This is a genomic window from Rhizobium sp. SEMIA 4085, from assembly GCF_013004495.1.
Classification (GTDB): domain Bacteria; phylum Pseudomonadota; class Alphaproteobacteria; order Rhizobiales; family Rhizobiaceae; genus Rhizobium; species Rhizobium gallicum.
The window spans coordinates 1-12,988 of the sequence record NZ_JABEPH010000009.1 but is presented as its reverse complement, the minus strand read 5'-3'; the positions used below and the strand labels follow the sequence as shown (position 1 = coordinate 12,988).

Genomic DNA, 12,988 nt, shown 5'->3' with positions numbered 1-12,988 from the left:
GCGCGCCATCTGACACGCTTGCCGGAAGAAAACGTCACGTCAACGAAATCGTTCCTGGATTAGATATCACGCATGTCCGGCTTCGGCCGAAAGCATCGCGGCCGTGATGCCCATGCCCGCGAGAGCGCGCTCGTATTTGTCGTCCAGATTGCGGTCGAAGATCAGCGCCTCATTGGCGGCGCAGGTCAACCAGCCGTTGCTGGCAACTTCCATTTCGAGCTGGCCGGCACCCCAGGAGGAATAACCGAGCATCATCGTGGCCCTCTTCGGCCCGCCGCCCTTGGAAATCGCGCGGACGATGTCGAGCGTCGCCGTCAGGCAGATATCGTCGCTGATCGGGATGCTGGAGTCGCTGATATAATCATCGGAATGCAGCACGAAACCGCGGCCGCTTTCCACGGGACCGCCTGTCTGGATCGGGAAGTCCCGGGCATGTTCCGGAAGGACTATCGGCTCCTGGTCGTTGACCATTTCGAGATGCAGCAGCACGTCCGTGAAGGTAAGGCTTTGGGCGCGGTTGATGATGAAACCCATGGCACCGGCATCGGAATGGGCGCAGATATAGATGCCCGTGCGGAAGAATTTGCTATCTTCCATGCCCGGCATGGCAATCAGGAACTGCCCGTCGAAAAAGCCGCGTTCCCGCCTGTTTTTCAGCGTGGATAAGGACATACTTCCTCCTGCTGCCAGACTGTTACCAACAGCCCTATAAAAGAAACATGGGGCAATGCCGCAGATCAATCAACTGAAAATGAAGAATTAGATGGCCGAACTTCTGGCAGGCAAAGGCGATTTTCGATAAACCGTTGTTCCATGACGATTTTTTTTCTCGAGTTTCGCCAGTTTCTGAACGCCACGATCTGCGCCGCCGCGCTGGCCGGATCGTTTGAGCCGGCGCGCGCCGAGATGAGCGGCTGGATCGCCAATGAGGGCGGCCGGATGCGGCTGATCGCGCTGCCGCCCGGCCGCGACGGCATGATGCGCGGTGCGCTGCAGATCGAGCCGAAGCCCGGCTGGATCACCTATTGGCGCGAGCCCGGCAACAGCGGAATACCGCCCCAGATCACGGTCGCGCGGGAAAGCGGCATCACGCTGACGGCAATCCGCTATCCCGTGCCAAAACATCTCGTCGACGGCAAGATAGACGACATCGCCTATGACGCGCCGGTTTCGCTGCCGCTGACCTTCTCGGCGAAAAACGCCTCCCGGTCGCTCGAACTGAAGGCGAGCGCGTTCATCGGCATCTGCAAGGATATCTGCATTCCGTTCCAGGCCGAATTCTCACTTCCCATCGCTGCCGCCAATCAATCCCGGCCGGAAGAGGAAGCGATCCTCAAGAATGCCGAGGCCTCCCTGCCGGAAAAGCCGTCTTCGCAGTTCAAGGTGATCTCCCACAAGTTCTCTGAGGACATGAAAGAGCTCTGGCTGCAAGTTGCCTTGCCCGACGGCGGCGACACCGCGCCGGAGGTGATCCTCACGGGGCCAAACGGATATGTCTTCACCAGGAAGCTGATGAGCAAGCGCGACGGAAAGAATTTTTCAACGTCGATTGCCGTCGACAAGCTGCCGAAGAATTATGAAATCGCCCGCAAAAGCTGGAGCGTTCTGATCATCGATGGCGGCCGCGCCATGGAGACGCCGCTTGCCTTTGACTGACCGGCTTTTATAGTCGGCTGCCCCCACCGCAATCATAAACATCAAGGAGAACCCTATGACCATCGCGATCGGCGATAAGCTTCCTGCCGCCACTTTCAAGGAAAAGACGGCCGACGGACCGGTAGAGGTTTCGACGGATCAGCTCTTCAAAGGCAAGCGCGTCGTGCTTTTCGCCGTACCCGGCGCCTTCACGCCGACCTGCTCGCTGAACCATCTGCCGGGCTATCTCGAAAACCGCGATTCCATCCTCGCCAAGGGCGTCGACGATATCGCCGTTCTCTCCGTCAACGACTGGCACGTCATGGGCGCCTGGGCCGAGCAGTCCGGCGGCATGGGCAAGATCCACTTCCTCGCCGACTGGAACGCCGGCTTCACCAAGGCGCTCGGCCTGGACGCTGACCTTTCCGCCGGCGGCCTCGGGGTGCGCTCCAAGCGCTATTCGATGCTCGTCGAAGACGGCGTCGTGAAATCGCTGAACGTCGAGGAGAGCCCCGGCCAAGCCACGATCTCAGGTGCGGCCACGATGATAGAGCAGCTCTGAGAGAGCGGCAGAGAAGGCGTCGAGAGGCGGCCGAACCCAGCCGCCTCAGATCGGTAAATTATTGTAATTTCGTAGGTTCTTGTCGACCGGGAATTCCGGCAGGAAACGACGCATGAGGCTGACTTGGCCCGCCCGTTTTCCCGCAGTGTATCGGCTTTTCGGCGCAGGATCAGCGGCGGCTTTCACGACGGCTCCTGCCACAGCTTCGGGGGCGTCGCCGGTTTCGTATGCGCCCTTTTGTTTTCGGCGGGCTCGCCACCGCCGTCAATTTGCCATATTCGTTATAACATAACTTGTAATGTTATTACATTAAGAAGCACCCTATGAAAAGTCTGCCTTTCGCATCCGGCCTGCTCCTGCCCTCTGCTGTGACCCGCGTCGCCTGCGTGCTCGTTCTCGTCGGGGCACTCTGGACGGCGATTCATTGGGCGATCGTCCTGCCATGAGCGACGCGCTGATCACCCTCGACAACCTGACCGTCGCCTATGATCGTCACCCAGCGGTGCATCATGTTTCCGGCTCCATTCTCGCAGGCAGCCTGACGGCGATCGCGGGGCCGAACGGTGCAGGTAAATCGACGCTTCTGAAAGCCATTATGGGCGAGCTGCGGCCCGCCGAGGGGCGGATTTCCCATAGGCTGCAGCGCACGGATTTCGGCTACCTGCCGCAGGCGGCCGAAATCAACCGGCGCTTTCCGATCTCGGTCTTTGACGCCGTGCTGCTCGGCGCTTGGCGTAGCAGCGGCGCCTTCCGGCGCGTCTTGGCGCATGAGACCGGCAAGGCTCGCGAAGCGCTTTCCGCAGTCGGGCTCGAAGGTTTCGAGAAACGCCATATCGGTTCACTGTCGGCCGGCCAGTTCCAACGCGTACTTTTTGCCCGGTTGCTGCTGCAGGATGCCAAGCTCATCCTGCTCGACGAGCCGTTCACAGCCATCGACGCCCGCACGACAAAGGATCTGCTCGATATCGTCGCGCGCTGGCACGGCGACGGGCGAACCGTCATTGCGGTTCTTCACGACTTCGACCAGGTGCGGGCGCATTTCCCGCAGACGCTGTTGATCGCGCGGAAGCTGATCGGCTGGGGGCCGACCGGCGACGTCATGTCGCCCGCCAATCTTCTCAAGGCGCGCGCCATGGCCGAGCGCTGGGACGAGGATGCGAGAGCCTGCGAGCCTGCGGCATGACGTCCTTCGACATCTTCCTCGCGCCGTTTGCGGATTACGGTTTCATGCGCCGCGCGCTCGTCGCCTGCCTCTGCCTCGGCCTCGGCGCCGGCCCGATCGGCGTCTTCCTGATGCTGCGGCGCATGAGCCTGATGGGCGACGCGATGAGCCATGCCGTGCTGCCGGGTGCGGCGATCGGCTACCTCGTTGCGGGATCGCTGTCGCTGACCGCCATGGGCATCGGCGGCCTTATCGCCGGGCTCTCCGTCGCACTGCTTTCCGGCATCGTCAGCCGGACGACGGTCCTGCAGGAGGATGCCAGTTTCGCAAGTTTCTATCTCGCGTCGCTGGCGCTCGGCGTGCTGATCGTTTCGCTGCGCGGATCGAATATCGACCTGCTGCATGTGCTCTTCGGCACCATTCTGGCGATCGACGCTCCTTCTCTCGTCCAGATCGGCGCGATCACCTCGATCACGCTCGTCGTTCTCGCCGCGATCTACCGGCCGCTGGTGGCCGAGTGCTTCGACCCGGGGTTCCTCAAAGCCGTCGGCGGCCGGGGACCGGTCTATCATGTGCTTTTCCTGCTGCTCGTCGTGCTCAACCTCGTCGCCAGCTTTCAGGCACTCGGCACGCTGATGGCCGTCGGATTGATGATGCTGCCGGCGGCAATCGCGCAGCTCTGGTCGCGCAGCCTGCCGTCGATGATGGCGATCGCGGTGATCAGCGCCACCTTCTCCGGCTATCTCGGGCTCATCGCCTCCTACCATCTTGAGCTCGCCTCCGGTCCGACCATCATCATGACGGCGGCGGCAATCTACGGGCTTTCCATCCTCTTCGCGCCGTCGGGCCTTGCCCGGCGCCTCTTTCCCCGCCCGCATCTTAAGGGCTGAACTCAAGGAGATTTCGATGATTTCCCGCAGACTGCTTCTTTCCGCGGCCCTTCCCGCGCTGATCGCCTTTTCGTCCGTACCAGCCTCCGCCGAAACCCTGAAGGTGGTTGCCTCCTTTACCGTGCTTGCCGATGTCGTCAGCCAGGTCGGCGGCGACCACGTGAACGTCACGAGCCTCGTCGGCCCGAATGGCGACCCCCATGAGTTCGAGCCGTCGCCTGCCGACGCCAAGCATCTGAAGACCGCGCAGCTGACCTTCGTCAGCGGCGAGGGCCTGGAGGGCTGGATGGACCGGCTGATTTCCGCTTCCGGCTACAAGGGAACGCCGGTCACCGTCTCCGACGGCATCAAGACCCGCACGATGGAAGAGGACGGCGAGACCGTCACGGATCCCCACGTCTGGAACAGTCCGGTCAACGTAAAGGTCTGGGTCGCCAATATCGAGAAGGCGCTATCGGCCGCTAATCCGGCGGATGCCGGCATCTTCAAGGCGAATGCCGAGCGCTACACGAAGACGCTCGACGCGCTTGACGCCTATGCCCATTCCAAATTCGACACGATTCCGGACGACCGGCGCAAGGTGCTGACGAGCCACGACGCCTTCGGCTATTTCGGCCGCGAGTACAATGTCAGCTTCCTAGCACCGCTGGGCATGTCAACCGAAACGGAGGCGTCTGCCGCAGACGTCGCCAAGCTGATCGAGCAGATCAAGGCCGAGCACGTGAAGAGCTATTTCTTCGAAAACTCGAACGATCCCCGCCTCGTCAGGCAGGTCGCCAGGGCAACAGGTGCGCAACCCGGCGGCGAGCTCTATGTCGAATCGCTTTCGGATGCGAAGGGACCGGCACCGACCTACGAGAAGATGTTCCGCTACAATGTCGATCAGATCGCCGCGGCGATGGCAAAGTCGAGCTGATCGGCGCCGCGGCTTCCCTCAGAGATTGAAATCAAAGACCAGGAGGCCGGCAAGGCCTCCATCCGTCGAGGAGATGATGCGCTCGCCGACGGCCACATGCTCGGGATGCACGAGATAGGCATCCCGCGCCTCGGCATTTTCGAAGGTCACCACGAAGCCGTCGACAAAGCCGCCATGCAGCCCCTCGGGCGAGACGTTTGGGCCGTATCTGACATCGAGGATGCCCGGGATCACCTGCTTCAGCGCGACGACCGATTCGAGCAACGCCTGCTTCTCCTCGCCCGTCATGGCAGCCTTCAGCCTCAGCAATACGCAATGCAGGATCATATGGTGGCCTCCTATGGCGTTGCCGGCAGAATAGAGGGAACGAGGCAGAGGGCAAGGGGATTGCGGTGACTTCCCGGCGGCTACTTGAAACCGTGTCCGGCTCCTCCACCTTTCCAAAGTGGTGCCAATTACGAACGCGGGAGCGCTGCGAGCGAGCCTGCTGGCCACAGATCATTCAACAGAGCACATTGCCCTGCTGTTCGTCCGCATTGACCGGCAGCTCTGAAGAATTCGCGGCCCTCCCTCTTCGTTTCAAATGAAGGGAGATGGAAATGGCAAAGGTCGTTTGCGTCCTCTATGACGATCCGGTCGATGGATATCCGAGCGCCTATGCGCGGGATGGCCTGCCGAAACTCGAACACTATATGGGAGGCCAGACGCTTCCCACCCCGAAAGCCATCGATTTTCAGCCGGGCGCCCTGTTGGGCAGCGTCTCCGGCGAATTGGGCTTGAGGAAGTTTCTCGAAAGCCAGGGGCACAACCTGCTCGTGACCTCGGACAAGGACGGTCCCGGCAGCGTCTTCGAACGCGAGCTTGCCGACGCCGAGATCGTGATCTCGCAGCCTTTTTGGCCGGCCTACCTGACCGCCGAGCGGATCGCCAAGGCGGCCAAGCTCAAGCTGGCGATCACCGCCGGCATCGGCTCCGACCATGTCGATCTCAAGGCCGCGATGGATCGCGGCATCACCGTCGCCGAGGTGACCTACTGCAACTCAATCAGCGTATCCGAACATGTGGTCATGATGATCCTCAGCCTCGCGCGAAACTATATCCCCTCCTACCAGTGGGTCGTGAAAGGCGGCTGGAACATCGCCGACTGCGTCGCGCGCTCTTACGATATCGAGGGTATGGAGATCGGCACGGTGGGTGCCGGGCGGATCGGCAGCGCGGTGCTTCGACGGCTGAAACCGTTCGACGTCAAGCTGCACTATACCGACCGCCACCGGCTTCCCGATGCAGTCGAGAAGGAGCTCGGCGTTACCTTCCACAAGACGCCAACTGAGATGGTGCCCGTCTGCGATGTCGTCACGATCAACGCGCCGCTGCATCCGGAGACGGAAAACCTCTTCGACGAAGCGATGATCGCCAAGATGAAACGCGGCGCCTACCTGGTGAACACGGCGCGCGGCAAGATCTGCAATCGCGATGCCGTCGCGCGGGCGCTCGAGAGCGGGCAGCTTGCCGGTTATGCCGGCGACGTGTGGTTCCCGCAGCCCGCACCGAAGGACCATCCTTGGCGGTCGATGCCGCATCACGGTATGACGCCGCATATTTCCGGCTCGTCGCTCTCCGCCCAGGCGCGCTACGCCGCTGGCACGCGGGAAATTCTCGAATGCTGGTTCGAAGGCAAGCCGATCCGCGAGGAATATCTGATCGTCGATGGCGGCAAACTTGCCGGCGCCGGTGCTCACTCTTACAGCGCCGGAGACGCGACGCGTGGGTCTGAAGAGGCGGCGCGCTTCAAAACCTGAAGGCGCCCGGTTGCTCGGAAGGCTCGACCGGCTCTCGTTGCCTGCCGAGAGCCGAAGCGATTGCAGGCATGCGTTATCCCAAGCGTTATGCCGACTTGTTCAGAGCGAAGCTCCGCCGATCGTTATCGCTTCAACGCAGAGCCGCTGCCCTTCCTCCACGATCATAGACGCCGTGTCCCGACGCAGGATGTTGATTGCAGCATTGTGGTCGGCATGGGTGCGCAAGCCGCATTGGCAACAGCGGAAAGACGCTTGGCTTTCGCGGCTTTCCCTGATGCGGCGGGATAGCACACGCGAACGCCCCCTAATGCACGCCGAGGAACTGCTTGAGTTCGGCGGTTTTCGGGTTGGCGAAGACTTCTTCCGGCGGGCCGATTTCGTGGACGCGGCCCTGGTGCATGAAGACGACGCGGCTGCAGACGTCGCGGGCGAATTTCATCTCGTGCGTCACCATCAGCAATGTCATGCCCTCGGAGGCAAGCTCCCGCACGACAGCCAGAACCTCGGCGACGAGTTCCGGGTCGAGGGCGGAGGTGATCTCGTCGCACAGCAGCGCGATCGGCTGCATGGCAAGCGCCCGGGCAATCGCGACACGCTGCTGCTGGCCGCCGGAAAGCTCGTCGGGATAGGCGTCGAACTTGTGACCGAGACCGACGCGATCGAGCATCTTGCGGGCGACCGCTTCAGCCTCTGCCTTCGGCGTCTTCTTGACGACCGACTGCGACAGCATGACATTGCCGCCGGCCGTCAGGTGAGGGAAGAGATTGAACTGCTGGAAGATCATGCCGACCTTCAACCTGAGCGCCTTCAGATGCAATTCGTCGTCCAGAAGCTGGGCGCCGGCCACCGAGATCGATCCTCGGGTGATGGTCTCGAGGCCGTTGATGCAGCGCAGCAGCGTTGATTTTCCCGAGCCGCTCTTGCCGATGACGGCAATGACCTCGCCCGGCTCCACATCCAGGTTGATGCCCTTCAGCACCTCGTTCGTGCCATAGCTCTTGCGGACTTCAGTGATTTCGATGAGCGACATTGAGCTTCCTTTCGAGGATCTGGCTGCTCTTCGACAGAGGCCAGCAAAGCGCAAAATAGATAAGAGCGACGAGCCCGTAGACAGTGAAGGGCTGGAAGGTGGCGTTGGTGACGACGGTGCCTGCCTTCGATAGTTCGACGAAGCCTATGATCGAGGTGAGCGCCGTTCCCTTGACGACCTGGACGGAGAAGCCGACCGTCGGCGGCACGGCGACCCTCAGCGCCTGCGGTAGGATGACGTAGCGCATCTGCTGCAGCCTGCCCATGCCGAGGCTGGAGGAGGCTTCCCATTGGCCTTTCGCAACCGCTTCGACGCAGCCGCGCCAGATTTCGGCGAGGAAGGCGGCGGCCCACAGGATCAATGCCAGGCCGGCGGCAAGCCATGCCGGCACGTCGATGCCGAAAAGGCCGAGACCGAAGAAGGCGATGAAGAGCTGCATTAGGAGCGGCGTGCCTTGAAAAAGCTCGATGTAGTATTTTGCAAGCGCCCGCAGCGACTTCCGCTTGCTGATGCGCAGGAAGAGCAGGCCGAGCCCGACCGTGCCGCCCCCGATGAAGGAAACGAGCGAGAGCAGAACCGTCCAACGCGTGGCGAGCAGCAGGTTACGCAGGATATCCCAGAGCGTGAACTCTATCATCGGACAAGTCTCCTCGGGAAGATGAACCCGCCGGCCACCATCAAAAGCTGCCGGAGCAGGATCGCCAGCGCCAGATAGAGGGCCGTCGAGACGATGTAGGCTTCGAAGGCGCGGAAGGTTCGCGACTGGATGAAGTTGGCGGCAAAGGTCAGGTCCTCGGCGGCGATCTGCGACACGACGGAGGAGCCGAGCATGACGATCACCACCTGCGAGGAGAGTGCCGGCCAGATGCGCTGGAGCGACGGCACGAGAACGACATGTCGAAAGGTTTCGAAAGGCGTCATGGCAAGACTTGCGCCCGCCTCGAACTGTCCCTTCGGCGTCGCCTGGATGCCGGCGCGGATGATCTCGCAGCTATAGGCCCCGAGGTTGACGATCATGGCAAGATTGGCGGCCGTCAGCTCAGAAAGCTGCAGACCGAGCGACGGCAGGCCGAAGAAGATGAAGAAGAGCTGGATCAGGAACGGCGTATTGCGGATCAGCTCGACATAGGCCGCAACGACGGGCTTCAGCCAGGCCGGGCCGAGCGCGCGCACCCAGGCACAGAAGGTGCCGAGCAAAATGCCGAGCACGCCGCCAATCGAGATCAGCTCGATGGTGATCACGATTCCCTTGACGATCTGCGGGTAATATTGAAGCAGCCAACCGAATTCGAAATGGTAGCTCAAGACACTGTCCCCTCTTTGATTACCGACGGCGAGTGGTCACCCCGCGGTGGCGGGATGACCATGCTGGACCGGTTTTTAGAGGTCTTTCGGGAGGTCGGCGCCGAGCCACTTCTGGGCAATGGCGTTCAGCGAACCATCGGCCTTGGCGGCCGCGATGATGCCGTTCACCTTTTCAAGAAGCGCTGGCTGCTCCTTGCTGAGGCCGATGTAGCAGGGCGAGTTCTTGATCAGGAACTTCAGCTCGGGTCGCTTCGGGGGGTTCTTGGCAAGAATGGCGGCGGCAACGACGTTGCCGGTTGCAACAGCCTCGACCTGACCGGAGAGAAAGGCGGAAATCGTGCCGTTGTTATCCTCGTAGCGCTTGATCGTGACATCGGCAGACGCGATCTTCGTCAGTTCGAGGTCTTCGACGGCGCCGCGGGTGACGCCGACCGTCTTGCCGGCAAGATCTTCCACCTTGGCGACGGAAAGATCACCTGGTGCGAACACGCCGTTATAGAAGGGAGCATAGGCCGCGGAGAAATCGATGACCTTTTCGCGGTCCGGATTCTTGCCGAGGCTGGAAATAACCAGATCGACCTTGTTCGTCTGCAGATAGGGAATGCGGTTGGCGCTGGTGACCGGCACGAGTTCGGTTTTGACGCCGATTTTTTCGGCAATCAGATTGGCCATGTCGATGTCATAGCCCATCGGCGCCATATCGGTGCCGACGCTGCCGAACGGCGGAAAATCCTGTGGGACGGCGACGCGCAGCGTGCCGCGCGCGGTGATGTCGGCAAGCGCATCGGCATGGGAAACCGAACCGAAGCCGACAGCGGCTGCGAGGGTTGCGATTGCAAAGAATGTTCTTCGTGTCAGCATGTGTTCATTTCTCCTTTGAAGTTGCGGTTTTTCGTGTGCCTGCCGGTTGGGAAGACATCGTCTTGGGAGGCAGCGACAGCGAGCTGCGCAATTCCGAGAGTGGGTCCGGGCGGGTCGTGAGGTCCAGGCCCGTTTCCACCTCGTCCAGATGTTCGACGGAGAGCTCGGCGGCCTTGACGAAATCGCCTGCTGCCATGGCCTCGAAGATGCGGCAATGCCCCTCATGAGATTGGACTGCGTGAAATTCCGACTGATAGAGCATCGAAATCAGGATTGTCCTGGCAGTCAGATCGCGCAGGATGTCGACAAGGATCGGGTTGCCGCCGAGTTCGGCGATGCGGATATGGAAGTCACCCATGAGGCAGGTGAGGCGCTGGCGGTCGCCTGCAGCCATCGCAGCCTTTTCCTCGTCGAGGTGGGAGACGAGAACCGTGCGGCCCTCGTGCGTCAGCGCGCGCATGCCCCGCAGCAGGCCGGATTCGATAGCACGCCTTGCCTCATAGACGGTCATCGCCTCTTCAGCGGACGGCTCGACCACAAACCAGCCCCGCCGGGGGCTCACGGTGACGATGCCGCGCGTTTCGAGCCTCATCATCGCCTCGCGCACACGGGTTCGCGAAACGCCGAAGACTGACGCAAGCTGGTTTTCGCTGAGCCGCGTGCCGGGCCGGATCCGGGCGGAAAGAATGCCCGAAACGATGGCCTCTTCGATGTTGCTCTGTGTGCTTTCGGATGTATGGCTGTCTTGCATACAAGACGGGTAAGCAAGCCATATGCCAGTTTTTACAAATCTTTCATTTACAACGGCTTTCCCACCTGGGCCGCGAAACAGTCCGTTGCAATGCTCGCTATTTAGGCAGTTTCTTAGTCTGAATAACGACGAGGCGTCGATATTGGAGGCAACCCGTGCTGAAGGCTACCCAATGTCCAGCAAGAGCGGCCGATGGTCGGACACTTCCGGTTCCCCGACGACGTCGAAGCGCACGACCCCGACTTCAGGCGTCACCAGCATATAATCCGCAAAACGCCCGTCTTTGGCATAGTGCGATGTTCTCGTATCCGTGAAGCCGCGGGAAGTGACGAGATCGGTGAGGCCGAAACCACCGAGCACATCGAACATGACGCTTCCGGGCAGCACGTTGAAGTCGCCGCAGACGACGAGAGGCTCGCCCTTGCGCCAGATCTGCCCGATCAAGCTGACTAGCGCGTCGGCTTGACCCCGGCGTGCGGGCGTATCGCCCTTGCCGGCCATGTCACGCAGGCCATGCAGGTGGGCGATCGTGATCGCTTGACCGGCCCCATAGTCGAAAAGGCGGAGGGCATGGGCGTTGCGGGCGCGCGGATGCTCTCCGTAGCTATCTGCCGAGAATTCGCCATGCACGAAATCTGCGGCGTGGCCGATGACCGCAACCGACCGATGCACGAACGTCGCAAGACCGAATTCCGAAGGCACGCTGTTTTCGTCATCAAAAAGCTCGCCTCTCGCCGTCGGCGAGAAGAAGGCGTCATGCTCGGGAAGAACCGCCTTGATCTCCTCGAAAAGGTTGGCGCGCTGCGGCAGGATGTGGCTGCCATCGCGATATTCCAGCCAGTCGCTCTTGACGGTCACGGAACGGGTAACCTCCTGGAGGCAGAGCACGTCCGCCTCAGCAGCCCGGAAATAGTCCATCAGCGGCCGATGCAGCTTGCCGCCCCAGGCATTCAGCGAAATGATGCGCAATATCACCTCCCCGGATTTGCCGCCCTACCGCCTCTTGAAGGGCGCCATGCCCATGCGCGCCAACTCGTCGGCACGCTCGTTCTCCGGATGGCCGGCATGGCCCTTGATCCAGTGGAGCGTCACTTTATGCTTGTTGCTGGCTTCCTCCAGCGCCTGCCAGAGCTCGGCATTCTTCACCGGTTTCTTGTCCGCGGTCTTCCAGCCGTTTTTCTTCCAGCCGAAAATCCACTTGGAAATCCCGTCCTTGACGTAGGCGCTGTCGGTATAGAGGTCGACCTCGCAGGGCGTCTTCAGCGCCGAGAGCGCCGAAATCGCCGCCATCAACTCCATGCGGTTATTGGTCGTCTCCGCCTCGCCGCCGGAGAGTTCCTTTTCAATGTCGCCATAACGCAGGATCGCGCCCCAACCGCCAGGACCGGGATTGCCTGAGCACGCGCCGTCGGTGAAAATATCGACGTGCTTCATGCCGAAAGCCCGTATTCAACGGCCGATGCGACCTGCCGGTGGAAGCGCAGCTTGCGCAGGTATTCGAGCGGATCCTTCTTGGTGACCATTGCGCCTTCCGGCGTCGTCAGCCAGTCATAGAGGCGAGTCAGGAAGAAGCGGAGCGCAGAACCTCGCGCAAGCACACGAAGCGCTGCGAGTTCGGCACTGTTGAGCGGCCGAACACTCTGGTAGCCTTCCAACATGGCAGTGCCCTTGGTGATGTTGTAGGCTCCGTCCTTTTCAAAGCACCAGGCGTTGAGAATGATCGAGACGTCGTAGGCAAGCAGATCGTTGCAGGCGAAATAGAAATCGATCAGGCCGGACAGCTCATCGCCGAGGAAGAAGACGTTGTCGGGGAAGAGATCGGCATGAATGACGCCGGCCGGAAGGTCCTTTGGCCAGTGGGCGGAGAGGAAATCGATCTCGCCCCGGATTTCGGCAGACAAGCCCTTCTCGACTTCGTCGGCGCGCGCCTCGGACTTATCCCAAAGCAACTTCCAGCCCTCCAGCGACAGCGCGTTCGGCCGCTTCAGTTCGAAACCTTCGGCGGCGATATGCATCTGCGCCAGGGCCTTGCCGACTTCGCGGCAATGTTTGGCCTCGGGCTTCCTCAGCCACATGC

18 protein-coding genes and 1 pseudogene are annotated in these 12,988 nt (G+C 61.3%); 7 read left to right on the top strand and 12 right to left on the bottom strand.

Going from position 1 to position 12,988, the window contains the following annotated elements:
• Positions 1-66: 66 nt before the first annotated feature.
• The gene (locus tag C9413_RS02140) at positions 67-672 is read right to left on the bottom strand and encodes a YqgE/AlgH family protein (RefSeq protein ID WP_170250147.1); all 606 of its coding nucleotides are present in this window, start codon (positions 670-672) and stop codon (positions 67-69) included.
• A 234-nt stretch (positions 673-906) separates the two neighbouring features.
• On the opposite strand from C9413_RS02140, the gene C9413_RS02135 reads away from it, so the two are divergent.
• Both C9413_RS02135 and C9413_RS02130 read left to right on the top strand, forming a co-directional pair.
• Positions 907-1,656, top strand: a complete 750-nt coding sequence (locus C9413_RS02135) for a protein-disulfide reductase DsbD domain-containing protein (protein ID WP_052451632.1) — start codon at positions 907-909, stop codon at positions 1,654-1,656.
• Between the two features lie 55 nt (positions 1,657-1,711).
• Positions 1,712-2,197 (top strand): peroxiredoxin, encoded by a 486-nt coding sequence (locus C9413_RS02130; protein WP_039844207.1) that lies wholly within the window; start codon positions 1,712-1,714, stop codon positions 2,195-2,197.
• A 45-nt stretch (positions 2,198-2,242) separates the two neighbouring features.
• Here C9413_RS02130 and C9413_RS33000 read toward each other — a convergent pair.
• Positions 2,243-2,419: pseudogene (locus C9413_RS33000) on the bottom strand (short-chain dehydrogenase/reductase); the annotation flags it as partial.
• A 101-nt stretch (positions 2,420-2,520) separates the two neighbouring features.
• On the opposite strand from C9413_RS33000, the gene C9413_RS34135 reads away from it, so the two are divergent.
• From C9413_RS34135 to C9413_RS02115, 4 genes are read left to right on the top strand one after another with little or no spacing between them, the layout of a single operon-like run.
• Complete coding sequence (locus C9413_RS34135) at positions 2,521-2,643, top strand: hypothetical protein (protein WP_267285091.1); 123 nt, start codon at positions 2,521-2,523, stop codon at positions 2,641-2,643.
• Positions 2,640-3,380 (top strand): metal ABC transporter ATP-binding protein, encoded by a 741-nt coding sequence (locus tag C9413_RS02125; RefSeq protein ID WP_039844206.1) that lies wholly within the window; start codon positions 2,640-2,642, stop codon positions 3,378-3,380. The genes C9413_RS34135 and C9413_RS02125 overlap by 4 nt, the downstream gene beginning before the upstream one ends.
• Positions 3,377-4,249, top strand: coding sequence for a metal ABC transporter permease (locus tag C9413_RS02120; RefSeq protein WP_039844205.1), 873 nt, complete (start codon positions 3,377-3,379; stop codon positions 4,247-4,249). The genes C9413_RS02125 and C9413_RS02120 overlap by 4 nt, the downstream gene beginning before the upstream one ends.
• 16 nt (positions 4,250-4,265) lie before the next feature.
• Positions 4,266-5,165, top strand: coding sequence for a metal ABC transporter substrate-binding protein (locus C9413_RS02115; protein WP_039844204.1), 900 nt, complete (start codon positions 4,266-4,268; stop codon positions 5,163-5,165).
• 18 nt (positions 5,166-5,183) lie between these two features.
• Here the strand turns inward: C9413_RS02115 and C9413_RS02110 are convergent, their stop codons facing one another.
• A complete protein-coding gene (locus C9413_RS02110) occupies positions 5,184-5,492 on the bottom strand; it encodes a Dabb family protein (protein ID WP_039844203.1) in 309 nt (102 codons plus the stop codon).
• 272 nt (positions 5,493-5,764) lie between these two features.
• On the opposite strand from C9413_RS02110, the gene C9413_RS02105 reads away from it, so the two are divergent.
• The gene (locus C9413_RS02105; RefSeq protein ID WP_039844202.1) at positions 5,765-6,964 is read left to right on the top strand and encodes an NAD-dependent formate dehydrogenase; all 1,200 of its coding nucleotides are present in this window, start codon (positions 5,765-5,767) and stop codon (positions 6,962-6,964) included.
• Positions 6,965-7,063: 99 nt separating this feature from the next.
• Here the strand turns inward: C9413_RS02105 and C9413_RS02100 are convergent, their stop codons facing one another.
• The 9 genes from C9413_RS02100 to C9413_RS02060 form a co-directional block, all read right to left on the bottom strand.
• Positions 7,064-7,255, bottom strand: coding sequence for a zinc ribbon domain-containing protein (locus tag C9413_RS02100; protein WP_170250146.1), 192 nt, complete (start codon positions 7,253-7,255; stop codon positions 7,064-7,066).
• A 13-nt stretch (positions 7,256-7,268) separates the two neighbouring features.
• Positions 7,269-7,994 carry an amino acid ABC transporter ATP-binding protein gene (locus C9413_RS02095; protein WP_039844201.1) on the bottom strand — a complete coding sequence of 242 codons (726 nt, stop codon included), beginning with the start codon at positions 7,992-7,994 and terminating at the stop codon, positions 7,269-7,271.
• The gene (locus C9413_RS02090; RefSeq protein ID WP_039844200.1) at positions 7,972-8,631 is read right to left on the bottom strand and encodes an amino acid ABC transporter permease; all 660 of its coding nucleotides are present in this window, start codon (positions 8,629-8,631) and stop codon (positions 7,972-7,974) included. The genes C9413_RS02095 and C9413_RS02090 overlap by 23 nt, the downstream gene beginning before the upstream one ends.
• Positions 8,628-9,299, bottom strand: a complete 672-nt coding sequence (locus C9413_RS02085; RefSeq protein WP_039844199.1) for an amino acid ABC transporter permease — start codon at positions 9,297-9,299, stop codon at positions 8,628-8,630. Before C9413_RS02085 ends, C9413_RS02090 begins: the two co-directional genes overlap by 4 nt.
• A 75-nt stretch (positions 9,300-9,374) precedes the next feature.
• Positions 9,375-10,160 (bottom strand): transporter substrate-binding domain-containing protein, encoded by a 786-nt coding sequence (locus C9413_RS02080; protein WP_039844198.1) that lies wholly within the window; start codon positions 10,158-10,160, stop codon positions 9,375-9,377.
• A 4-nt stretch (positions 10,161-10,164) separates the two neighbouring features.
• Positions 10,165-10,911 carry a GntR family transcriptional regulator gene (locus tag C9413_RS02075; RefSeq protein WP_052451485.1) on the bottom strand — a complete coding sequence of 249 codons (747 nt, stop codon included), beginning with the start codon at positions 10,909-10,911 and terminating at the stop codon, positions 10,165-10,167.
• 165 nt (positions 10,912-11,076) lie between these two features.
• A complete protein-coding gene (locus C9413_RS02070) occupies positions 11,077-11,880 on the bottom strand; it encodes an endonuclease/exonuclease/phosphatase family protein (protein WP_039844197.1) in 804 nt (267 codons plus the stop codon).
• A 24-nt stretch (positions 11,881-11,904) separates the two neighbouring features.
• Complete coding sequence (gene rnhA / locus C9413_RS02065; protein WP_039844196.1) at positions 11,905-12,345, bottom strand: ribonuclease HI; 441 nt, start codon at positions 12,343-12,345, stop codon at positions 11,905-11,907.
• Positions 12,342-12,988, bottom strand: a 647-nt coding sequence (locus C9413_RS02060; protein ID WP_170250145.1) for a phosphotransferase, incomplete at its 5' end; no start/stop codon positions are given. The genes rnhA and C9413_RS02060, both read right to left, overlap by 4 nt.